A 23,614-nucleotide genomic window follows, 5' to 3' on the forward strand; every position below is an offset into this window, starting at 1 on the left:
CGAACGTGTGTTACAAAATACGCTAATTCCCGCATTCTCTGTGCGTCAACGCGCCACATGAAAGGTTAATTGCAGATGCAACGAGTCACCATTACCCTCGATGACGATTTACTGGAAACGCTCGACGGCCTGAGCCAGCGCCGTGGCTACAACAACCGTTCCGAAGCGATTCGCGATATTCTGCGCGGGGCGCTGGCGCAAGAAACCACCCAGGAGCACGGCACCCAGGGCTTCGCGGTACTCTCGTATGTTTATGAGCATGAGAAGCGCGACCTGGCGAGCCGTATTGTTTCCACCCAGCACCACCACCATGATTTATCGGTCGCCACATTACATGTGCATATCAACCATGACGACTGCCTGGAAATCGCCGTGCTGAAAGGCGACATGGGCGATGTACAGCATTTTGCCGATGACGTCATTTCCCAGCGCGGCGTACGCCACGGTCATTTGCAGTGCCTGCCGAAAGAAGAGTGATTGCCTGTTTCGTTGCCGGATGGCGGCTGCGCCTTATCCGGCCTACGTCCGTTACCGTCTGTAGGCCGGGCAAGCGAAGCGCCCCCGGCAATGATGATTACGCCATTGTGCCGATCGTCTTGCGAAAACGCAGCAGCGCTATCAGGAAGAACGCACCGCCAATCGCCAGCAGCGTCAGGAACTGCGGCCAGACGATGCTAAACCCGGCCCCGCGATAAAGTATCGCCTGCGCGAGGCTGACAAAGTGGGTGGTCGGCATGGTCAACATAATGTCCTGCACCGCCTGCGGCATGCTTTCACGCGGCGTGGAGCCGCCGGAGAGCATCTGTAACGGCAGTAGCACCAGAATCATCAGCAGCCCCAGTTGCGGCATGGAACGCGCCAGCGTACCCATAAAAATGCCGATCGAGGTGGTGGCGAACAGGCTCAGCGCCACGCCCAGCATAAACAGCGGTATCGAGCCTTCAATTGGCACCCCGAGCACGCCTTTTACCATCAGCATCAGCGACAGACCGGAAACCACCAGCACCACCAGTCCCATCGACCAGATTTTCGCCATCATTATCTCAAACGGTGTCACCGGCATCACCAGCAGGTGCTCAATGGTCCCATGTTCGCGCTCGCGGATCAGCGCCGACCCGGTAAGCACAATCGCCAGCATAGTGATGTTGTTGATGATCGCCATTACCGCGCCAAAGCGGGCTGGCTCCAGATTGGGGTTAAAGCGCATGCGCATTTCCAGCGCCACCGGCGGCTCATTATTGTCGCGGTAACGCGCCACAAAACTATTCACTTCACCGCTAATGATATTCTGGATATAGCTGTTGCCGGTGAAGGCCTGGCTCATCCGCGTGGCATCGACGTTGACCTGGATATCCGGCTGTCGCCCGGCCAGCACATCACGCTGAAAATCAGGCGGAATGTTCACGGCGAAGGTGTAGCGACCGGCATCCAGCCCGGCATCCATCTCATCGGCGGTGATCATCTCCGGCGGCAAAAACCACGGGCGATAAAAGCTGTTCACAATCCGGTTCGACAACTGCGACTGGTCCATATCCGCGATGGCAATCGGCGCCAGATGCAACGACCCCGGCAGGACAGTTGCGGAGGAGTAAACCGAAATCGTGAAGGCGAAAACGATCAGCGTCAGCATCGCTTTGTCACCCAGCAGACTGCGTAACTCTTTGATGCCAAGGTTATAAATATTGCGTAATCGGCGCATCACCCCTCCTGTTTTTTCAGCAGTAATACGCTCAGACCAACCACTACCGGAATGGCGATTGCCAGCGGGATAAATAGCTGCCAAAGATCCGCCAGATCCAGCGCTTTAGAGAACGTCCCGCGCGCAATGGTCAGAAAATGGCTGGTCGGATAAATTTCACCAATCCAGCGTCCCGGCCCTTCCAACGAGGCCACCGGATCGATCATCCCGGAAAACTGCGTCGCCGGGATCAGCGTAATAATCGCCGTACCAAAAATGGCGGCGATCTGGCTTTTCATAAACGTAGAGATTAACAAGCCCAGTCCGGTAGCAATGGTGACGTACAGCAGCGCGGCCAGCGTCAGCGTTAAAAAGCTGCCCTTATGCGGGACGCCGAAGACAAACACCGACAGCGCACATAACAGCAGGAAATTCAGCATTCCCAGCACGATGTAAGGCAACTGTTTGCCGAGCAAAAACTCGCTGCGGGTGGTGGGCGTAACGTACAGGTTGATAATCGACCCCAGCTCTTTTTCGCGCACCACACTGAGTGCGCTGAGCATGGAGGGAATCATCATCAACAGCAGCGGGATCACCGCCGGAACAATCGCCGGCAGGCTCTTCACATCCGGGTTGTAACGATAGCGCGTCTCGATGGTCATCAGCCCGTTTTTCCCACTGGCATTGGGCTGACGCGCCATCACATCCTGCAGCCAGGTCTGGTGCATCGCCTGTACATAGCCTCTGACCGTTTCTGCGCGGCTCGGCATCGCCCCATCAACCCAGACGCCAATCTTCACCGGCGTTCCACGCGCGATGTCGCGGCCAAAATTGGGCGGGATTTCAATGGCTACCGCCACCTCGCCCGAACGCATCCGTTTGTCCAGTTCGTCATAACTGGTGAGCGGCGGCTGCTCGATAAAATAGCGCGACCCCGCCAGATTCAACGTCCACGCCTGGCTACTGACGGTCTGGTCACGATCGAGCACCGAAAAACGCAGGTTTTCCACATCCATACTGATGCCGTAGCCCATAATCAGCATCAGGATCACCGTCCCCATCAGCGCCAGCGTGGAGCGCACCGGATCGCGTCGCAGCTCCAGCGCTTCACGGCGACTGTAGCTGAACAAACGCCGCAGGCTAAAGCCCTGGCGTGGCGGCTGATTATTTTCATGTACCACCGGCGCATCCGCTTGCGAAAGCGTCGTCTCCGGCACCGGGCCTGCGGCCTCCTGTAACCAGGAGATAAACGCCTCTTCCAGACTGGCGGCACCGCGCTGCTTCACCAGTTCCTGCGGCGTGCCGCTGGCCAGCACTTTTCCGGCGTGCATCAGCGACATGCGATCGCAGCGCTCCGCTTCGTTCATAAAGTGGGTGGAGATAAAAATGGTCACTTTATCCTGCCGCGACAAATCGACCATCAATTGCCAGAACATGTCCCTCGCCACCGGATCGACCCCGGAGGTCGGCTCATCAAGAATGAGCATTTCCGGGCGATGAATCACCGCCACCGCCAGCGACAGGCGTTGCCGGATCCCCAACGGCAGCGCGCCGGGCAACACGTCTTCGACATCGGTCAGGCTAAAGCGCTCGCTCATCTCTTGTACGCGCTCAGGGATTTCTGCCTCAGGGATATGGAACAGCCGCGCGTGTAGTTCGAGGTTTTGCCGCACGGTCAGCTCGCTGTAGAGCGAGAACGCCTGTGACATATAGCCTACCCGACGGCGGGTATCGATATTCTTCGGATCAACCGCTTGCCCAAACAGCCATGCCTCGCCTTCGCTTGCGGGCAGCAGTCCGGTAAGCATCTTCATGGTGGTAGATTTGCCGCAGCCATTGGAGCCGAGAAAACCGAAGATTTCCCCGCGTGGAATGCGAAAGTTAACGTGGTCAACGGCGACGAACTTGCCGAAGCGCATGGTCAAATCTTTCGCCTCAATGGCAATCTCTTCCCGCTCAGCGTGATACGGCGGGATCACCACCGGTTTGTGCGCCTGACGCTGGGCTTCGGGTAACAGCGCGATAAACGCCTGCTCCAGCGTGTCGCTGGCGGTTTGTTCCCGTAGCTGCTGCGCGCTCCCGGTGGCTAACACTTCCCCGGCGTTCATCGCCACCAGCCAGTCAAAGCGCTCGGCTTCTTCCATGTAGGCGGTCGCAACCAGCACGCTCATGTTGGTCTGGCGCTGGCGAATACTGTCAATCAGATCCCAGAACTGAGCGCGGGACAGGGGGTCGACCCCGGTGGTGGGTTCATCGAGAATTAATAGCTCCGGGTCGTGGATCAACGCGCAGCACAGCCCCAGTTTTTGTTTCATCCCCCCCGAGAGTTTCCCGGCAGGACGATCGCGAAACGGCGCCAGGCCGGTACTGTTCAGTAGCTCGGTAATCCGCGCTTCGCGCTCCGCTTTATCATGACCAAACAGGCGGGCAAAGAAATCAACGTTCTCATACACCGACAGCGTGTGGTACAGGTTTTTCCCCAGCCCCTGCGGCATCCAGGCAATGCGCGGGCAGACATCCCGGCGGTGCTGCGGGTCGCGCATATCGCCGCCCAGCACCATCACGTTGCCGTGTTCAATGACCCGCGCGCCGGAGATGAGCGACAACAAGCTCGATTTCCCCACGCCATCCGGGCCAATCAACCCCACCATGCAACGGGCGGGAATATCCAGCGTGATATTGTTCAGCGCGACCGTTTTCCCGTAATGCTGACTCACGCCGTCAAGGTGCGCCACGGGAGGAACAGGAACCAGCGCCAGATGCGTCATTGCGGCAACCTCACCATCAGGTCGTCAGGCCAGGCGCGATTTTCATCGACACGCACCCACGCCATGCCCGGCAGACCGGTTTTCACGTACTCGAGATGCTGCTGCAACAGCTCTGGCGGGATACGCGCTTTGACGCGAAACATCAGCTTCAGCCGTTCATCGCTGGTTTCCACCGTTTTCGGCGTGAACTGCGCGACGCTGGCCACAAAGCTGATGGTCGCCGGAATGCGCAGATCCGGCGCGGCATCCAGCACCAGTCGTGCTTCGCCGCCAATCTTCAGTAAACCAGCCTGTTCGGTAGGTAAGAAGAACGTCATGTAGACATCGCTGAGATCGACCATATTCAGCACGCGCCCACCCGCGGAAAGCACCTCGCCTGGTTCGGCTACGCGATACTGTACGCGACCGTCGCGCGGAGCTTTCAGCTCGCTGTCATCAATATCAGCGGCAATGCGACGTTCGGTAGCCTGTGCGGCCTCTACGCGGGTCTGCGCCTGAATGATGCTGGTACGAGCGGCTTCAATCGCCGCTTTGGCCGCAGAGACCTGCGCCTTTGCCGACTCCAGCGCGGCACGTGCGCTTTCTGCCGCGGCCCGATCGTCATCCAGCTGTTGCTCGGACACCGCCCCTCGCTGGGATAGCGAACGGGAACGCACGTGACGTTTAGAGACCGACTGCAGTTCCGCCTCACGCTGTTTTACCACCGACTGCGCGGCGCGCATTTCACTTTGCCGCTGTTCCAGCAACGCCCGCGCCGCCGCCACCGCGCTTTCGGCTTCTTTGATTTGCGCGATCGCCTCCAGCCGCTGTTCCTGCAGCACGCGGGTATCCATTTTCGCCAGCACCTCGCCCTGACGGACAAACTGCCCTTCCGAAACGAGGATGGTATCAATACGCCCGGCAATCTTAGTGGCAATATCCACTTCGGTGGCTTCAATTCTGCCGTTGCTGGCTGCAAACCCCTCCGGTATTCCCGCAGGGCGCAGCGTCCACCAGGCTATCGCGGCCACCACCACAAGAACACCCGCTCCCCACCACATCAGATGACGCTTAAACTTATCCATATTCGACCCGCCGTAATCCCTGTTATCAAACGTTGCGTGTCACAAAGCCCACTGAACAGCTATTCAGCGGGAGATTCCATCCGGGATGAGAAGGAATGAAAAACAATGGCCATTGAGCGAGCAGGCGTTAAGGCAACGCGCGCCGCGAAGGAAGTGAATGACGAAAATGCTGTGAAATCGGGTAGTAATGTTGTCATCATCAGCGTTCCTGGCCGGAAATGAAACACGCATACTCATAACTGCTGTCTATTGAATACTAACACCTGGATTCAAGATGTCTATTCGGTTGTAGTGGGGATATCGCCGCCGACAAAGCATGTCCAGTGATCCGCTCACCGGACACGTTCTGGGTTTAATAAGCCTGCTGGTAAAGCCGCAACGCATCATCTTCATTAAGCGTAACGGGATTATTGCCCAGCAAGCGGGTCTGCTGCATGGCATCCTGCGCCAATATCGCCAGACCGTCTGCGGGAACACCAACGTCACGCAGCCTGTTGGGCGCCCCGGTTGCCGCAATAATGCTTACCATCCCGGCAATAAACGACTGGGCATCGATATCCACGTTTCCTGTCACCTGTGCCCCAATGACGGGAGCCAGCTCGGCATAAAGTGGGGCCGTTACCGCCACGTTAAACTGCAGCACCGGAACCAACATTAGCGCATTCGACAAGCCGTGCGGGATATGGTGTCTGGCACCCAAGGGATAAGCCAGCGCATGCACCGCCGCCACCGGAGAGTTAGCGAAAGCCTGTCCTGCCAGCATCGCGCCCAGCAGCACATTTTCTCGCGCTTCACGGTTGTGCCCGTCACGACATGCGGTCACCAGATGGCGACTGATTAAACGTAACGCTTCGCGGGCCAGCGCGTCCGAGAGTGGGTTTTTCTTATGCTTGCCGGTATAGGCCTCAATCGCATGCACCATCGCATCTATCCCGGCGGCGGCAGTATGGACAGGAGGAAGTCCCAGGGTCAGTTGCGCATCCAATAGCACCAAATCACCATACAGTTGCGGGGAGACAATGCCCATTTTGCTGTCATCGTTGGTCGTCAAAATTGCAATATTGGTAACTTCAGACCCGGTGCCGGCGGTGGTGGGAATGTTAACCAGCGGTAGACGTTTCCCGGCGACCTTGTCGATGCCGTAAAGCTCCGGCAGGTCTTGTTCAGCGTTGATTAATACAGCCACCAGCTTTGCGACATCGAGCGAGGAGCCGCCGCCCAGACCAATAACCATTTCGCAGTTACCGTCGCGGGCAACCTGTAAAGCTTCGCGAACGAGGCGCTCGTGTGGATCGGGCTGGACCCGATCATACAGCGTCACCTGAAACCCTGCGTTGTGCAGACTGTGCAGAACCGGCGGCAAAACCCCAGCCTTGACCAGACCGGGATCGGTCACCAGCAATACACGACGTGCGCTAAACCGTTGCTGAAGAATCTCCCCTAACCGTGACGCACCCGCCCACTCGACGATGATTTCCGCTACCGTCGTAAACGCAAAATCCTTCATGACATTTTTCATTGGGGTATTCCTTGCAGTAAAAATGGACAGCTTTTAGCAATGCGGTTCATCAGGAGGAATGTGAAAGCTTTTCACCTCTTTACGCTCCAACATCGGGGCAATAATGCCAGTGCCAATTCGTTGAAAATGTTCCGTTTTCCGGTGAAGTTCGAGCCCCTCTGCGCAACGATAGGTTTCAAGAATCACAAAGCGATCGCCGTCTTCCGTGGAACGGAAAAACTCATACGATATATTTTCAGGCTCCTGACGCGTTGCCTCTGCCAGTATTCTGAGCGCGTCGTTAACTTTGTGACCCATCGTCGGTTGGGCAAAATAATGTGCAACGACAAACAGCTGCGTGTTTTCCATTTTTGGCTCCCGGTGGTTTAACGTAGCAAATTCACATCCCATAACGCGCTGTCGCTGCTTGATACAGCTATCGCGCCGTGCAACAGCGCCGTCCGGGCATGTTCCTCATTGCAGACAAACCCGGAGGCCACAATCGGCGGCAACACATTACGATCGGCCTGCGGCAGCAACGGCAGCATCTGCGCAGGCATCAGTTGCACATAATCGGGTTCGCTTTGCTCCACGGCTTTCAGGCTGCGTAGCCAGGTCGAGCGGTCGGTGACGAAGATTTTCTGCATGGTGATTAACCCGCATTTTTTCGCGCGCTGTACGGTTTGCAGACGCGTGGAAAGCAACCCCATCGCCCCCGTTTCGGCCACATAATCAATGCCGCCTTTATCCTGGGACAGCCCATTACAACTGTCGATATTCACGATGACGTACTTTCCCGCCTTCGACAGCAGTTCGATCACCGGCTGGAGCTTAATCAGATCGATATTGGCAATGATGCAGACTTCAGCTGTGCTGGACAGTGCGGTTTTCAGTTGCTCAATGCCGTAAATCGCCATGATGACGGGCTGGCGTGCCAGGAGCACGCCAAGGTTTTTTATCATGATTGACCTGCCTGATGTGGGTAAAGCTGAGCGCTTAAGCCCAGCTTGCCCGGGTTAAGGATATTTTGCGGATCCAGCGCTTTTTTAATATCAGCCAGAACCGACAGCGATTCACCTAAAGAAGCCTGCATGTAGGGGGAACGGAGCAGCCCGACGCCATGGTGATGGCTAAGGGAAGTATTGTGTTTAATCAGCACCGCATTTGCCGCGTCCCAGGCCGCACGATACCAGGCCGCACGCTGCTCGACGGGCACATCGCCACGCAGTGAGAAGTAAAGACATGCGCCGTCGACGTAGGCATGGGACTGATGCGCTGACCCCGCCAGCGTGCCCGGTACGGCGTTGATCGCTGCCACCACATCATCATAAACCGCGCTGAGATCGCGCCAACGCCCCACCATTTCCAGCGTATCCGCCACCAGGCCGGGGCTTTTCTTAAAGCCTTCGGCGCTTTTTCCCGTCAGATACCGGGTATCCAGCCAGCGCTCAAAGATAGATTCACCGTCAAGTTCTTCTCCGCTCTGCTGACAAATACGTTCACTGATCGCCAGCACCGCGTCGACAATGTCGGGTTCTCCCTCATCCGCAATCAACAGGACGTTGGTCTCGGGCAGGCCAAACTGCACGCCGCTTTCCAGGTTATCGTACAAGCGCAGTGCCGCTGGATTAGCGCCATGCTGTAAGATTTCGCGACACGCCTCCAGCCCACTAGCGAAGCTGGAAAAACCCCAGGCGATAGCGCGACCATAATCCGGCAGACGATGTAGCTTCAAACGCACACGTACTATCACGCCCAGCGTACCTTCCGAACCGATAAACATTTGCTGTAAATCAGGTCCGATAGCGCTGCGTGCATAACCGCCAACGGTGATTAAGCGCCCATCGGCCAGCACCACATCCATGCCAAAAACCATATCTTCAATTTTTCCGTAGCGGGTAGAAAGCTGTCCCGCACCGCGACAGGCGACCCAACCGCCGACGGTACTGATCCCAAACGATGACGGCCAGTGCCCCATGGTCATGCCATACTCTTTTTGGATAGTTTTCTCGAAAATATCGCCAAACATGCCGGCTTCTACCTCAACAATCTGGCTTTGTGGGTCAAAATCGAGCAATTTGTTGAGTTCGCAAACGTCGAGCACAATCCCTCCGCGCAGCGGCAATGCGGCTCCGGTAACGTTACTTCGCCCGGCAGAAACTGTAACCGGAATAGCGGATTCACTGGCGAGGCGCATTACGTCCTGAATCTGTTCTACGGTAGAAACGCGTACAATCACGCCTTTTGAGGTGGCAGGCGCGCCCTGGGTTTCCGCAATCATTGAACCGGCCCACCAGTCGCGGGTCCAGGTAATCACATCGGACTCCGACGTCAGCACCTCATCAGCAATCACCCGCAGCCGGTCAAACGTCGCTTCGCTAATCGCAACGGGATCTACCTGCATTCCTCTTGCGCCATTGCTGCTGGTGATCTCTGTTGCCCATGCGGGGCGAGTATGTGCGCCAATGGTATAGTTTCCACGGTTATAACCACGTTTAATCGCTTCTTTACTGATCATTCTGATGTCCCCATAAGCATTGATTTTTCATGTTTAATTGCGGCCTGATAGCTGGCTACCTGTTTTGCCACCTGTTCAGGCTGTAACCGGAGTACTTGTTGCAGTATTTCCCCAACGCGTTCTGCGGCAATGGCTGACGCATCGCGTGCCATCAGGCGCGCGCGAATTCGACGCGACAGCACATCATCAACGGTGCTGGCAAGCTCATGGCGTACGGCATACACCACTTCCGCTTCGGTGTAGGGAAGCCCTTCCACGATAGGTTTAACCAGCGAGGGATCGGCCTGAATAATGTCACTGACAAAATGCGCTTCGGTGCCATAGCGCTCGCCCAGATGCGCAGACAGGCCGCCAGAGGCCAGAATGGCCTGTGGGTCATAGCCAGCCGCGCCCAGCAAATACGCAGTTTTCGTTGAGCAGGCTTTTTTACGGCCCAGTATTTTGCTGGACGCATCAATGGTTTCTTCCGCCATGTGGCGCGAGGTCGTCAGTTTGCCGCCGACAATGGTAATCAGTCCGTCCGCTGCAACTCTGATCTCATGGTTACGTTTCATCTCAACGGTTTTACCGCCCGCGGTACCGACAAGCGGGCGGCAACCAGCGATACTTCCCACCACATCTTCCGGACGCAGATCCGTTTTCAGCGCCGAGTTTGCGCCTTCCAGCAGAAAGTCCAGTTCAGTGCGATTGCAGTGAACATCGTTCAAATCGCCCTGATAGTCTTCATCCGTAGTGCCCAGATAGGAGACGTTGCCCCAGCGCGTAATGGTCGCGCGCCGACTGCGTCCGGCCACCGGAATGGTCACCGTGCAATCATTGCGAATTTTCATCCACGGGATGGCGACATGAACCCCCTTCGCCGGACGGATATTCAGCGGCGATGATTCCCCTTTTTTCAGCCCACTCCAGTCACGCAACCAGACCCCCGTCGCCATAATGACCACCCGCGCTTTGACCCGGATTTCCCTGCCATCGGCATACACGATGCCCCCATTGACCTTGCCATGCTGGTCGCGTGTGGTTTCGATGACTTCGGCATGGTTTGTTACCGTCGCCCCATGAAACGCCGCCGTCCGCACCAGGGCCAGCGTTAACCTGGCGTCATCAACACGGGCATCGAAATACATAAAGCCGCCGGAGAGTTGCTCTTCTTTCAGCGTTGGGCAGTGCGATAACACTTCCGCCGGAGTTAATTTTTGGTGAAGAATACCTTCCCGCCATCCCCCGGCGAGATCGTAGGTCCAGAGCAGACTTTCAAACGCAGAGGACATGCGTTTATCAAACACGCCATTCTTATCGAGTACCGGAAATAAAAAGGGCAGCCGCTGCACCAGATGGCGAGCATTGCGGCGCATGCGCTGGCGCTCGAGCAAAGAATGACGTACCAGTCCGAGGTTCCCTTGCTCGATGTAACGCAGGCCGCCGTGCACCATTTTTGATGACTTGGATGACGTCCCCGAGGCAAAATCACTCTTCTCAATTAACGCGACCCGATATCCGCGCAAGCTGGCATCCAGCGCCGCATAGGCCCCCGTCACTCCGCCGCCGACAATCAGAATGTCGTAGGTTTCGCTTTCCAGTCGGTCCAGTTGCTCAGGACGCTGAAGACGCAACGGTTCGGCGCCGTACATATCACTGCGTGTTTTGTTTGGCTTTCGCGAAGGGAAAAACTTCATGAGTCGGCGTGCTCCTGATTAGCGGTAGTGAGGCTGCTGGCGGTTTCCATTTCGAGCGCAATACGCATCTCCCAGCGGTTGATTTTTTGTTCGCGAAGGTCATGACTGATTTTGGGTTCAAACAGACGCGCCGTTTTCAGCGCGGCGCAGGCATCAGACAACGAATCCCACAGCAGCCCATCGGCTCCCGCCAGAAACGCCGCGCCGCGTAAGCTGGCCCTCGCCGTTTCGGCCATCCGCCGTACGGGGATCCCGCTAACATCGGCCTGGATTTGCAATAACGTGTCGCTATTGGACAACCCGCCGCCTACCACCAGCTCTTGCGTTGCGATGCCGGTTGCCGCTTCATTGGCGCGCATACAGGCGGCTACCGAATGCGCAATGCCTTCCAGAATGGCGTAGGCCACCTGCGGACGTGTGGTCGAGATTGAAATACCGTTAAGCGAGGCGCGGGCATGCGGCTGCAAATGAGGAACACGCAGCCCCGTTAATGCTGGAATGAAACTCACGCCGCCAGAATCATTAGCCTGTGCAGCCAGCTCGCTGATTTGCTCGGGTGAGTCGAACCAGCGCAGCTTTTCGCACACCCAGTTCAGGGCCGAACCGGTCGTCGGGACGAATGTTTCTACAGAGAAGTGCGAGCGTCCTTTTTGTCGGCGCGCGGTCATGGAGAGCGTACTTTCACAGCTTTTTTTCAATGTCGGCACCGTCGGCCCCATCATTAAATCAACAAAGCTGCCGGTCCCATGCATACACAACGCCTGCCCGCGCTCAGTGCAACCCAGCCCAATGGCCCCCGCAAACTGATCCCCGGCACACGCCCGGATCGGGACGCTGATCCCGAGGATATCTTCACGCGTAGAGCCAAAATCATCGGTATCATCGTGCAATTCAGGCAGCAATGACGTCGGGAACTTCAGAGTCTGCAGCCATGGCAAATGGTACTGATGCTCGTTGAGGCAATACGCGCCCGCAGAGGTGGCGTTGGTGGGGGTGGTGACACATTTTTTTTCTTCCGCCAGATGCCAGAGCAACCAACTGTCAACGGTGCCAAAAACCAGGGTTCCAGCCTGGTGCGCCCTCTTCACTGCCGGTGTATTGGCGATATGGTATGACGCCCAGAGGTAAGGTGAACGTATCCCAACCGGTCGTCCAATTACTGGCAGCAGTTTCGCATCCCATTCGGGGGCAAGTCGCGCCAGCTCATCCGTAAAACGCGCATCCTGCCAGACCATCGCAGGCGCCAGCGCCTTGCCAGTGATTGCATCCCAGAGCACCGCCGTTGAACGTTGCGTCGCAATCGCCAGCGCCACAATACGCATCTTGCTGTGCTGCGCATTGGCAATCGCTGTACGACACACCGTAATAGTGGCCTGCAAAATTTCATCAGCATCTTGTTCAACAACGCCATGGCGCTGGCTACTGACCTGAAGCGGCTGGTATTCAAGACAGTGGACCTGGCTATTTCGCCCCACCACTGCCGCACGCGTACCTGATGTACCTTCATCAATAGCCAGAATGACATCTTCATATTCAATCATTTCGTACTCCTGTTTGATTCTGGGGCCATCGACTCAGGATAGGGTGAATGGGGTGATTCGAACTGCGGGGCGCCAGGCTCGTTATCCGGCTGAATCGTGGTGCGAGTGGGATCCCATGGGATCACAAAGCAGACGATGCTGGCGAACAACGGCACGGCGGACATGATCAGGAAGGTCGTTTGCAAGCCGTAGAGATCACGGAAAACGGGGAAGATAAACAGACCGAGCGCCGCACCTATTGCCCCGAGCGCACCGACCACGCCATTTGCGCCTGCCCGCAGTTCACTGCGAAAAGAGAGGGATGAAAGGCTTTTCCCGTTTGCACCGGGTCCACCTGAGTGACAAAGAATAAACAACGCGGGAACCAGCAAAGAGGCCCACAGCGGCATACTGTCGCTGAACAGTCCCAGCGTGAGCAGTACGAGAAAAGCCACGGCAAAACCGATCGCCGAAGAGCGGCGCAAGCCCAGACGACGACCGATTGCAGGAGACAAGAAACCGCCAACAATACCAAATACGTTAAAAAATAGTGAACACAAGGTTGCGTACACAAAGTTTTTACCGAACATCGCGGCACTAATAACCGGCAAATACCAGCCGACGCCAAAATACTGGATTGACTGGCAGATCTGAACCGTAGAAGCCAGAATCGTACGCGGTAAATATACGCCACGGAATATTAGCAGTACATTTCTCGCTCCTTTTTCTGCTTGCCCAATGACAGGTTTTTGCTCCGCTTTTGACGCCAGAATAAAATTATCACCGTATATTTTATTCATAGCGATCACAGCATCAGAAAGCCGTGATTTTCTCGCCAACCATACCGGACTTTCTACTAAATAACGGAACTGGAAAAAAAGTACGATGAGTCCACATAACGCTGTCACGGCAATAGAATAACGCCAGATAGCATCCCCAACATCCCAGGAATAAAACATCAGCGCTAATGCCAGATTTAAACAAACCGCAACATACCAGACCCCTTGCCAGGTGTTTAAACGGCTTTTTAGTTTCACTGGCGTGAACTCTGCCAGCATCGCCATGGCCACGGCAAAATCCATCCCGTAAGACACGCCAACAAAGAAGCGGCCCACGATTATGGTGCTGAAACTGGAGGATGACATCACTAACAGCGCACCAATCACCGCCATTATTTTGGCGATTATCAGCGGTGGTACACGCCCCCAGCGATCGGCAATCCAGCCGCCAATAGGGTTAAATAATATGGCAACCCACGATGAAAATGAGGTAAGTAACGCAACTTCAGTTGCGCTCAGATTTAAATTGCGGGTCATTGGATTTAATCCAGCACTAAGAGCTGAATTTGAAAAAGCATCAAGGAACAGGCCACCTAATGCCAACCACCAAATAACACCGGCTCTGCCACTGATTTTTCCGCGAGAGTCGATGCAATTGATAACATCATCAACGCCACGGATTTTTATCGGATTTGAGAATGAGCATGCGGACATGGCTTTCCCCTTCATAATATTCGGAAGAAGGTCGCCATTAGCTAAAAAAATGCAATAAGAGACCATCTTAATTTCACAGATAGTCTCTTATCTAAAATCTGTATTTTTCCACTCTAGAAGGTAAGGGAAAGCGTGTCAAAGCGACTTTTTGCCTCATCGTTGATTCTGTGACTTGTAGCACATATGTTAATAAATCATTACAAAAACAGGTCACCATGAGCCATTTTTCCGTTCTCAGCGGATGGGAGCGCCGCTGTGAGTGTACGTAGTCGATGCGCTGGTGGCTGATTTACGCTGAACGATCGCAGATCTTCCTGTGCAACGTTATTGCAATATTCATCAAAAATGGGTTTTGAATACAAAATTCGCTTTTACTCTAAACTCCACCACCAAAATAAAAACATTAAAATTCATATAGATAACCGCAAAAACATTTGATATTAATCATTTAAAAAACTTATTTTTCGTTATGTTGATCACATTAACATCAAAATAATGGTGATCTTAAAATAGGTTTTAAATATTGTGGTCAGGCCGCTAGACCACAATAAGAGGATATATCATGAAAAGAAAAACAATGGGATGGCTTATCGTTTTTCTTCTTTTTATAGTTTACATGCTTAACTATATGGATCGTTCAGCATTGTCGATCACCGCTCCACTCATCGAAAAGGAATTAGGATTCAATGCTGCTGAGATGGGTATGATATTCAGCGCATTCTTTGTTGGTTATGCTCTATTTAACTTTATCGGTGGCTGGGCCAGTGACAGATTTGGCCCCAAAACAGTATTTCTGGTCGCCGCGTTACTCTGGTCATTATTTTGTGGGATGACCAGTCTGGTTACTGGCTTATGGACTATGCTGGCTGTTCGCGTGTTATTCGGCATGGCTGAAGGACCGGTCAGCGCGGCCGGAAATAAAATCATCAATAACTGGATTTCACGCAAGGAATCTGCAACTGCGATTGGTATTTTTAGCGCAGGTTCACCGTTAGGTGGCGCGATTTCTGGTCCGGTAGTTGGCATGCTGGCGCTTTCATTAGGCTGGCGTCCGGCATTCGGTATCATTTTCCTGTTCGGTTTAGTCTGGGTATTACTATGGTATTTCACTGCCAGTGATAAACCTTCAAAAAGTAAACACCTCGCCCCGGAAGAACGTGTCGATTTTGAAAACCATGATGACATCATTTTAGCGGATGACGGTAAAGCGATGCCTTCTCTCGGTTACTACATGAAGCAGCCTATGGTGTGGGCAACGACACTGGCCTTCTTCAGTTATAACTACATACTCTTTTTCTTCCTGACCTGGTTTCCAAGCTATCTTAACCACTCTCTACACCTTGATATTAAAGAAATTAGTATTGCAACCGTCATCCCGTGGGTAATTGGCGCGATCGGTATGGTATTGGGCGGAGTATGTTCTGATTTTATCTATCGCATTACAGGAAATGCCCTACTTTCTCGCCGTCTTATTCTCGGTGTTTGCCTGGCTGGCGCGGCGATCTGTGTGGCGGTTTCAGGAACGGTTACGACTATCGGCAGTGCCGTTGGACTGATGTCAGTCTCGTTATTCCTGCTGTATTTGACTGGACCTATATATTGGGCAGTTATTCAGGATGTCGTGCACAAAGATAAAGTGGGCAGCGTCGGTGGTGCCATGCATGGACTGGCAAATATATCCGGAATTATTGGCCCTCTGGTCACCGGGTTTATTGTCCAGTTTAGCGGTAAATATGATTACGCATTCTATCTGGCTGGGGCTATTGCGATTGTTTCCAGCTGTCTGGTATTCGTATTTGTCAAAAATAAAGGATTAAAAACAAATGAAAGTCAAAGCTGTTTACATCAATAAACCTGGTGAAATTGAAACCCGTTGGGTTGATTATCCGGAAAAGAAAGATAATGAAGTACTAATAAAAGTTGATGCTGCTGGGATATGTGGCTCTGATATTGGTGCATTTCGTGGTACTAACCCATTAGTAACCTATCCACGTATTATTGGACATGAAGTCACAGGCATTGTTATTAAACAAGGCAAGGGCATGCCAGCAAATATTAAAGAAGGTGATCGCGTTATTGTTGATCCTTATATTTATTGTGGTCATTGCTACCCTTGCTCAGTAGGCAGAACAAATTGTTGTGAAAATCTAAAAGTAATTGGTGTGCATATTGATGGCGCAATGCAGGAGGTGGTTGCTCACCCCGCACATTTAATTCACAAAATCCCTGATGATGTCGCCTCAGAGATGGCTCCGCTAGCTGAACCACTGACTATCGCACTGCATGCGCTACATCGCGCCAAACTGACGGCCGGAGAGCATATCGCCATTATTGGTGCCGGTGCGATTGGCCTGATGGCGGCACTGAGCGCATTGCGCTACGGTGCGACACCCATTCTGATCGATATCGTGGACGAACGACTTCAGTACGCAAAATCACTGGGCGTGCCTTACGTCATCAATCCGTCGAACATCCGGGTTATTGAGGCGATCAAAGAGATCACGCAGGGGACGATGGCGCAGGTTGTAGTCGAAGCATCTGGCGCCAACAGTGCAATTCGCGAAACTCTGGATCTTGCGTCATTTGCAGGTCGTATTGCTTTCACCGGCTGGCCAAAACAGGAGACATCGTTACCCACTAACCTGATCACGTTTAAGGAACTGGATCTGCGCGGATCGCGTACCAGTGCAGGTGAATTCGAAGAGGCGTTACAAATGCTGGCCACGCTGAACATTAATCCCGCGGATGTCGTCAGCAAGGTAGTGAATATTGATGATGTGCCTGACGCCGTGAAGGAACTCGATCAATACCCGGAACGCTATCTGAAGATCAATGCGACCTTTCATTAATTTTTCCAGGAGATAAAGCGATGGAACAAACCTGGCGTTGGTATGGCCCAAACGATCCCGTATCGTTGTCCGATGTTCGTCAAGCTGGTGCAACGGGTGTGGTAACTGCGCTGCACCATATTCCAAACGGTGAAGTCTGGTCCGTAGAAGAAATTCTCAAACGCAAAGAGATCGTAGAAAAAGCCGGTCTGGTCTGGTCGGTCGTGGAAAGCGTGCCGATCCATGAAGACATCAAGACCCACACGGGCCAGTACGATCTGTGGATCAAGAATTACCAGCAGACGCTGCGCAATCTCGCCCAATGCGGCATCTTTACTGTGTGCTACAACTTCATGCCGGTTCTGGACTGGACCCGTACCGACCTGGAGTATGTGCTACCCGACGGTTCAAAGGCTCTGCGCTTTGACCAGATTGAGTTTGCCGCATTTGAATTGCATATCCTCAAGCGCCCTGGTGCGGAAGCGGACTACAACGCGGAGGAAATTGCCCAGGCTCACCAGCGTTTTGCGGATATGAGCGAAGAGGACAAAGCCCGGCTGACGCGCAATATCATTGCCGGTCTGCCCGGTGCCGAGGAAGGGTATACGCTGGACCAATTCCGTAGCCACCTTGCAACCTATAAAGATATCGACAAAGCGGTCCTACGGGAAAATTTCGCCTGGTTCCTGAAAGCCATTATCCCAGTCGCTGAAGAGGTAGGAGTACGAATGGCGGTTCATCCTGACGATCCACCGCGCCCGATTCTTGGCCTGCCGCGCATCGTTTCTACTATAGAAGATATGCAGTGGATGGTGGATACCGTAAACAGTGCGGCCAACGGCTTTACGATGTGTACCGGATCTTACGGCGTCCGCGCAGACAACGATCTGGTTGAGATGATCAAACAGTTCGGTCCGCGAATTTACTTTACGCACCTGCGTTCCACACAACGCGAAGAGAATCCCAAAACCTTCCATGAGGCAGCGCATCTCTCCGGTGATGTCGATATGTACAGCGTAGTGAAAGCGATAGTCGAAGAAGAACAGCGGCGTAAAGCTGAAGGCAACGCCTCACTTATCCCCATGCGACCCGACCATGGTCATCAAATGCTTGATGACCTGAAAAAGAAAACTAACCCAGGGTATTCCGCTATTGGTCGCCTTAAGGGCCTGGCTGAAGTACGCGGCGTTGAACTGGCTATCCAGCGCGCCTTCTTCAGTCAGTAACCACATTGCCGCATGGTATCCCCGCCATGCGGTTTTCACTTTCAGTCAGCACCAGTCTTTGATAGCGCATTATCAAAGAAGATCATCAATGACAGGAGTTTGTCATGGACAATAATCTCGCCACTGCACAGATTTCCACCCCACGCCCACGCAGGGATCGTTCACGCCTCGTTTCGCGCATCGTGCATCTTGGTTGCGGCGCTTTTCACCGCGCCCATCAGGCACTCTATACACATCATTTGCTGGAAAGCAGTGACAGCGACTGGGGCATATGTGAGGTCAACCTGATGCCCGGAAACGATGCCACACTGATTCAAAACCTGAAGGCGCAGGATCTGCTGTACACCGTTGCCGAACGCGGCGCACAAACGACAGAGCTTAAAATCATTGGCTCGATGAAAGAAGCGCTGCATCCTGAATTTGACGGTTGTGAAGCCATTATCCACGCAATGGCACGTCCAGAAACTGCCATCGTTTCGCTGACCATCACCGAAAAAGGATATTGCACAGATGCCGCCAGCGGCGAGCTGGATCTGAATCATCCCTTTATCCAGCACGACATTGCCCACCCACAGTCCCCCAAATCAGCAATTGGTTATATCGTTGAAGCCCTCGCGCTACGCCGCCAGCAGGGATTGAACGCTTTTACTGTGCTGTCCTGCGATAACGTGCGGGAAAATGGCCACGTCGCAAAAACCGCTGTCCTGGGTTTGGCCGCCGAGCGCGATCCGCACCTGGCTGAGTGGATTGCCGAACAGGCAACGTTCCCATGCACAATGGTAGACCGCATCGTTCCAGCAGCAACAGAAGAGACGTTAGCGCAAATCGCCGAGCAGCTTGGCGTTTACGATCCCTGTGCCATTGCCTGCGAGCCATTCCGCCAGTGGGTTATCGAAGATAACTTTGTTAATGGACGTCCGGACTGGGATCGCGCGGGCGCACAGTTTGTGGAAGATGTGGTGCCGTTTGAAATGATGAAACTGCGTATGCTCAACGGCAGTCACTCATTCCTCGCCTACCTCGGTTATCTGGGCGGCTATGAGACGATTGCCGATACGATGACAAACCCGGCGTATCGCAACGCTGCGCTGGCGTTAATGCTTGACGAACAGGCCCCAACGCTGTCGATGCCTGAAGGTACAGACCTGGCAGGTTATGCGGAATTGCTTATCGCGCGCTTTACTAATCCATCACTGAAGCACCGAACCTGGCAAATTGCGATGGATGGCAGCCAGAAATTACCGCAGCGTTTGCTGGATCCCATTCGGCTGCATCTGGCACGAGGGGAAGATTACCGTCATCTGGCTCTCGGTGTCGCAGCCTGGATGCGCTACGTCAGCGGTGTGGATGAAAAAAACAATCCGATTGATGTGGTGGACCCTCTGGCGGCACGGTATCAGGCGATAAATCAGCAATATCTGTCACCTGAAGAGCGTGTACGGGCGCTGCTGACAATCGACACCATTTTTGGGACGGATTTGAGCGACAACACAGACTTTATCAAACGCGTAACCGCTGCCTGTCAGCAATTGCACAGCGTAGGAGCACGTGCAGCGGTAGCCGCTCTAAATCATTAAATATTTTACTTCAAAGACCCACGATCTGTCTGACATAAGCCAGATGTTCCAGTGATTTTTGGTAAGCACCGTCAGCATCAGCCTGGCGGATCGCATCCACAATCGCTTTATGCTGAGTATTCATGCTGGTTAATACATCCCGATTGCCGGAACGCTTGTCCAGTCCGGCATACGGGATGTTAACGCGTTGTTCCCACAGCATTCGCGACATATCAAGCAGTACGCGGTTCTGGCTGGCTTCAGATACCGTTAAATGGAACTGCTTATCGAGGGAGTAAAAACCATGGACATTGTTTTCACTAATGGCTTTTTCCATGCTGAGGTGCAGCGCTTCAAGCTGACTAATAAGTTCATCTTTGCCTGCTTCTGCAGCAAGACGCGCGCAATGACTGTCAACCAACTCTCGCGAATAGAGTATTTCTTCAACCGTATAATCACTGGCGGAATGCTTTTTATCAGTAACAATAACGCCATTACCGGACTGGATGGTGATCCATCCTGAGATCTCCAGCACAATCAGCGCTTCTCTGAGCGATGCGCGACTCACGCCAAGTTGCTTCGCCAGTTCACGTTCAGGGGGCAAGAAGCTTCCTGGCGGAAAAATACTATCGTTGATGAGCTTAATGATGAGATTGGCTATCTTTTGATAGAGCCGCTCCTGTTTTACCTCAGGAATAACCATGTGCCTCCCGTTCTCTTATCTGTGCGATTTTTAACTGATTATCTTATCATTCCCGGAGTTAAGAAACGCATGCCTGAGTCAGTTCCTTGTAACAGCGGTAAACAAATTCACTCACCAGAGACCAAATCCTGCGCGCACGCCCAGGCGCTCGACCATGCCCACTGGAAGTTGTATCCACCCAGCCAGCCGGTGACGTCCATCACTTCACCAATAAAATAGAGTCCTGGCACTTTACGGGCTTCCATCGTGCGCGATGACAGCTCGTTGGTATCCACGCCGCCCAGCGTGACTTCAGCGGTACGATACCCTTCCGTACCGTTCGGCTGCACCCGCCACTCGGTCAGGGTCTCCACCAGCGTTTGCTGATCGCGCACGTTAAGCTGTTTCAGCGAGACATCCGGGATTTGCCCTAACTGCTGTAAACATTCCACCAGGCGTTTTGGCAACTGCATAGCAAGCGTATTCTTTAAGCTCTGATTAGGGTGGGCGCTGCGCTGTTCATCCAGGAAGTTCGCAAGGTCAACATCCGGCAACAAATTAATGCTGACAAATTCACCTGGCTGCCAAAAACTGGAAATCTGCAGCACGGCCGGACCAGAAAGCCCGCGGTGCGTAAAGAGCAGGTTTTCACGAAATACGGTGCCGTCCTCGGCGGTGATAACGGAGGAAACGGATACGCCAGAGAGCACCTGAAGCTGCTCCAGCAGCGGCTTGTGTAAGGTGAAAGGCACCAGACCTGCGCGCGTCGGCAACACGTTCAGACCGAATTGTTCGGCAATTTTATAGCCAAACGGCGTCGCGCCCAGACCCGGCATCGAAAGACCACCAGAGGCGATAACCAGCTTTTTCGTGCCGACAGTCATGCCGTTCAGCGCCAGGATGAAATCTTCCCCCTCACGCTCAACGCTGAGGACTTCGCTACGTAACCGCATAGTTACGTTACCTTTTTCACACTCGTCCACCAGCATATCGACAATTTGCTGGGCGGAATCGTCGCAGAACAGCTGACCCAACGTTTTTTCGTGCCAGGCGATGCCGTGCTTGCCCACCAGATCGATAAAATCCCACTGCGTATAACGCGCCAGCGCCGATTTGCAAAAATGCGGGTTTTGACTCAAATACGCGGCAGGTTCGACATAAAGGTTGGTAAAGTTGCAGCGTCCCCCGCCAGACATGAGGATCTTGCGTCCCGGCTTTTTACCATTATCAATCAGCAGTACCCGGCTACCTGCTTGTCCTGCCTGCGCGGCACAAAACATACCCGCTGCGCCAGCGCCTATAATAACGGTATCAAACCTTTCCACGTTGCGATCCTCTCTAAAAAGCGGGGGTGAATTGTAAAGATTCCTCAGTGGTCGCACCAGCACCAAACTACCGATAAAGGGTATTTATCTGAAATATATAGGATAATTCTTTAGTGGTGTAAAACAAAGCAGGAGACAAATCAAAAAAACTCTATATTTCACTTTGCCCGCGCCGCCAAAGTCACTGATAATGCGCCGCGTTCATGTCCTCAAAATGGCGTAACGTCCTATGCTACATTTGTTTGCTGGCCTGGATTTACATACCGGGCTTTTACTATTGCTTGCTCTGGCTTTCGTGCTGTTCTATGAAGCAATTAACGGCTTCCATGACACAGCCAATGCTGTCGCAACCGTGATCTATACCCGTGCAATGCGTTCGCAATTGGCGGTGGTCATGGCTGCGTTGTTCAACTTCTTTGGTGTTTTGCTGGGTGGTCTCAGCGTAGCGTATGCCATCGTGCATATGCTGCCAACGGATCTGCTGCTAAATATGGGATCGTCACATGGCCTCGCCATGGTGTTCTCCATGCTGCTGGCGGCAATTATCTGGAACCTGGGTACCTGGTACTTTGGTTTACCTGCATCCAGCTCCCACACGCTGATTGGCGCGATTATCGGTATTGGTTTAACCAATGCGTTGATGAACGGCACCTCGGTGGTGGACGCACTTAACATCCCGAAAGTGATGGGTATTTTTGCCTCGCTAATCATCTCGCCGATTGTCGGTCTGGTGGTTGCTGGCGGCCTTATATTCATTCTGCGTCGCTACTGGAGTGGTACGAAAAAACGTGCCCGTATCCACCTGACACCGGCAGAACGTGAAAAGAAAGATGGCAAGAAAAAGCCGCCGTTCTGGACGCGTATCGCACTGATCCTCTCCGCTATCGGCGTGGCGTTTTCTCACGGCGCGAACGATGGCCAGAAAGGCATTGGTCTGGTGATGCTGGTGCTGATTGGCGTAGCGCCTGCAGGCTTCGTGGTGAATATGAATGCTTCCGGTTACGAAATTACCCGTACCCGCGATGCTATCAATAACGTCGAAGTCTTCTTCCAGCAACGCCCGGACCTGCTCAAGCAGGCGACTGGTGTAGACCAGTTGATTCCGTCCCCGACGGAAACGGTCACAACGGCATCGACAGAGTTCCATTGCCACCCAGCGAATACCATCAACGCGCTTGAGCGTGCGAAAGGTATGCTGGCGAATCTGGAAACCTACGACAAGTTAAGCGTTGAACAGCGTGGCCAGCTGCGCCGTATTATGCTGTGTATCTCTGATACCACGGATAAAGTGGTGAAATTGCCTGGCGTAAGCGCTGACGATCAACGTCTGCTGAAAAAACTGAAAGCTGACATGCTGAGCACCATTGAGTACGCGCCTATCTGGATCATTATGGCCGTCGCACTGGCGCTGGGTATTGGTACGATGATTGGCTGGCGTCGCGTAGCTACCACCATTGGTGAGAAAATCGGTAAGAAAGGCATGACCTATGCCCAGGGGATGTCGGCGCAGATGACCGCCGCAGTCTCTATCGGTCTTGCCAGCTACACCGGTATGCCCGTTTCCACCACCCACGTTCTCTCCTCTTCCGTTGCGGGAACGATGGTTGTTGATGGCGGCGGTTTACAGCGTAAGACGGTAACCAGCATTCTGATGGCCTGGGTCTTCACCCTGCCGGCGGCGATTATTCTTTCCGGGGTGCTGTACTGGCTCTCCCTGAAGCTTATCTAAGCGGATGCACGGTAAAAAAGCGGGTCAGGAAACTGACCCGCTTTTTTTGTATC

The 23,614-nt window shown here is 53.6% G+C and carries 18 protein-coding genes; 6 read left to right on the top strand and 12 right to left on the bottom strand.

Going from position 1 to position 23,614, the window contains the following annotated elements; genetic code table 11:
* Positions 1–75: 75 nt before the first annotated feature.
* A complete protein-coding gene (gene nikR / locus FOB24_RS23785) occupies positions 76–477 on the top strand; it encodes a nickel-responsive transcriptional regulator NikR (RefSeq protein WP_006687486.1) in 402 nt (133 codons plus the stop codon).
* Positions 478–574: 97 nt separating this feature from the next.
* Here the strand turns inward: nikR and FOB24_RS23790 are convergent, their stop codons facing one another.
* The 10 genes from FOB24_RS23790 to FOB24_RS23835 all read right to left on the bottom strand — a co-directional run bounded on the left by FOB24_RS23790 (position 575) and on the right by FOB24_RS23835 (position 14,038).
* Positions 575–1,699, bottom strand: coding sequence for an ABC transporter permease (locus FOB24_RS23790; protein WP_038635040.1), 1,125 nt, complete (start codon positions 1,697–1,699; stop codon positions 575–577).
* Entirely contained in the window at positions 1,699–4,446 is a 2,748-nt protein-coding gene (gene rbbA, locus FOB24_RS23795) for a ribosome-associated ATPase/putative transporter RbbA (RefSeq protein WP_150345526.1), read from the bottom strand. The genes FOB24_RS23790 and rbbA overlap by 1 nt, the downstream gene beginning before the upstream one ends.
* Complete coding sequence (locus FOB24_RS23800; RefSeq protein ID WP_069323767.1) at positions 4,443–5,510, bottom strand: HlyD family secretion protein; 1,068 nt, start codon at positions 5,508–5,510, stop codon at positions 4,443–4,445. The genes rbbA and FOB24_RS23800 overlap by 4 nt, the downstream gene beginning before the upstream one ends.
* A 352-nt stretch (positions 5,511–5,862) precedes the next feature.
* The gene (locus tag FOB24_RS23805; protein ID WP_150345527.1) at positions 5,863–7,029 is read right to left on the bottom strand and encodes an iron-containing alcohol dehydrogenase; all 1,167 of its coding nucleotides are present in this window, start codon (positions 7,027–7,029) and stop codon (positions 5,863–5,865) included.
* A 33-nt stretch (positions 7,030–7,062) separates the two neighbouring features.
* Positions 7,063–7,377 (bottom strand): putative quinol monooxygenase, encoded by a 315-nt coding sequence (locus FOB24_RS23810; RefSeq protein WP_137346690.1) that lies wholly within the window; start codon positions 7,375–7,377, stop codon positions 7,063–7,065.
* A gap of 17 nt (positions 7,378–7,394) precedes the next feature.
* Positions 7,395–7,970: a glycerol-3-phosphate responsive antiterminator gene (locus tag FOB24_RS23815; RefSeq protein WP_038635052.1), complete on the bottom strand. Its 576-nt coding sequence runs from the start codon at positions 7,968–7,970 to the stop codon at positions 7,395–7,397.
* Positions 7,967–9,526, bottom strand: coding sequence for an FAD-binding oxidoreductase (locus FOB24_RS23820; RefSeq protein WP_150345528.1), 1,560 nt, complete (start codon positions 9,524–9,526; stop codon positions 7,967–7,969). The genes FOB24_RS23815 and FOB24_RS23820 overlap by 4 nt, the downstream gene beginning before the upstream one ends.
* Positions 9,523–11,202, bottom strand: coding sequence for a glycerol-3-phosphate dehydrogenase/oxidase (locus FOB24_RS23825; protein WP_150345529.1), 1,680 nt, complete (start codon positions 11,200–11,202; stop codon positions 9,523–9,525). Before FOB24_RS23825 ends, FOB24_RS23820 begins: the two co-directional genes overlap by 4 nt.
* Entirely contained in the window at positions 11,199–12,743 is a 1,545-nt protein-coding gene (locus tag FOB24_RS23830) for an FGGY family carbohydrate kinase (protein WP_150345530.1), read from the bottom strand. Before FOB24_RS23830 ends, FOB24_RS23825 begins: the two co-directional genes overlap by 4 nt.
* Entirely contained in the window at positions 12,740–14,038 is a 1,299-nt protein-coding gene (locus FOB24_RS23835) for an MFS transporter (RefSeq protein WP_233618288.1), read from the bottom strand. Before FOB24_RS23835 ends, FOB24_RS23830 begins: the two co-directional genes overlap by 4 nt.
* Positions 14,039–14,777: 739 nt before the next feature.
* Here FOB24_RS23835 and FOB24_RS23840 point away from each other — a divergent pair.
* The 4 genes from FOB24_RS23840 (at position 14,778) to FOB24_RS23855 (ending at position 19,846) form a co-directional block, all read left to right on the top strand.
* Positions 14,778–16,067, top strand: a complete 1,290-nt coding sequence (locus FOB24_RS23840; protein WP_038635066.1) for an MFS transporter — start codon at positions 14,778–14,780, stop codon at positions 16,065–16,067.
* Positions 16,039–17,064 carry a zinc-binding dehydrogenase gene (locus FOB24_RS23845; protein WP_085049043.1) on the top strand — a complete coding sequence of 342 codons (1,026 nt, stop codon included), beginning with the start codon at positions 16,039–16,041 and terminating at the stop codon, positions 17,062–17,064. The genes FOB24_RS23840 and FOB24_RS23845 overlap by 29 nt, the downstream gene beginning before the upstream one ends.
* A 20-nt stretch (positions 17,065–17,084) precedes the next feature.
* Entirely contained in the window at positions 17,085–18,269 is a 1,185-nt protein-coding gene (uxuA, locus tag FOB24_RS23850) for a mannonate dehydratase (protein WP_150345531.1), read from the top strand.
* A 104-nt stretch (positions 18,270–18,373) separates the two neighbouring features.
* Positions 18,374–19,846 carry a fructuronate reductase gene (locus tag FOB24_RS23855; protein ID WP_137346685.1) on the top strand — a complete coding sequence of 491 codons (1,473 nt, stop codon included), beginning with the start codon at positions 18,374–18,376 and terminating at the stop codon, positions 19,844–19,846.
* Between the two features lie 10 nt (positions 19,847–19,856).
* Here FOB24_RS23855 and FOB24_RS23860 read toward each other — a convergent pair whose 3' ends face one another.
* Together FOB24_RS23860 and FOB24_RS23865 are read right to left on the bottom strand one after the other, a co-directional pair.
* Positions 19,857–20,528, bottom strand: coding sequence for a FadR/GntR family transcriptional regulator (locus tag FOB24_RS23860; protein WP_069323761.1), 672 nt, complete (start codon positions 20,526–20,528; stop codon positions 19,857–19,859).
* A 107-nt stretch (positions 20,529–20,635) separates the two neighbouring features.
* Positions 20,636–21,832: a BaiN/RdsA family NAD(P)/FAD-dependent oxidoreductase gene (locus FOB24_RS23865; protein ID WP_069323760.1), complete on the bottom strand. Its 1,197-nt coding sequence runs from the start codon at positions 21,830–21,832 to the stop codon at positions 20,636–20,638.
* A 229-nt stretch (positions 21,833–22,061) separates the two neighbouring features.
* Between FOB24_RS23865 and pitA the strand changes: the two genes are divergently transcribed.
* Positions 22,062–23,561 carry an inorganic phosphate transporter PitA gene (gene pitA / locus FOB24_RS23870; protein ID WP_038635082.1) on the top strand — a complete coding sequence of 500 codons (1,500 nt, stop codon included), beginning with the start codon at positions 22,062–22,064 and terminating at the stop codon, positions 23,559–23,561.
* Positions 23,562–23,614 lie beyond the last annotated feature (53 nt).

Origin of the sequence: Citrobacter werkmanii, assembly GCF_008693645.1 — a bacterium.
Taxonomy (GTDB): Bacteria; Pseudomonadota; Gammaproteobacteria; order Enterobacterales; family Enterobacteriaceae; genus Citrobacter; species Citrobacter werkmanii.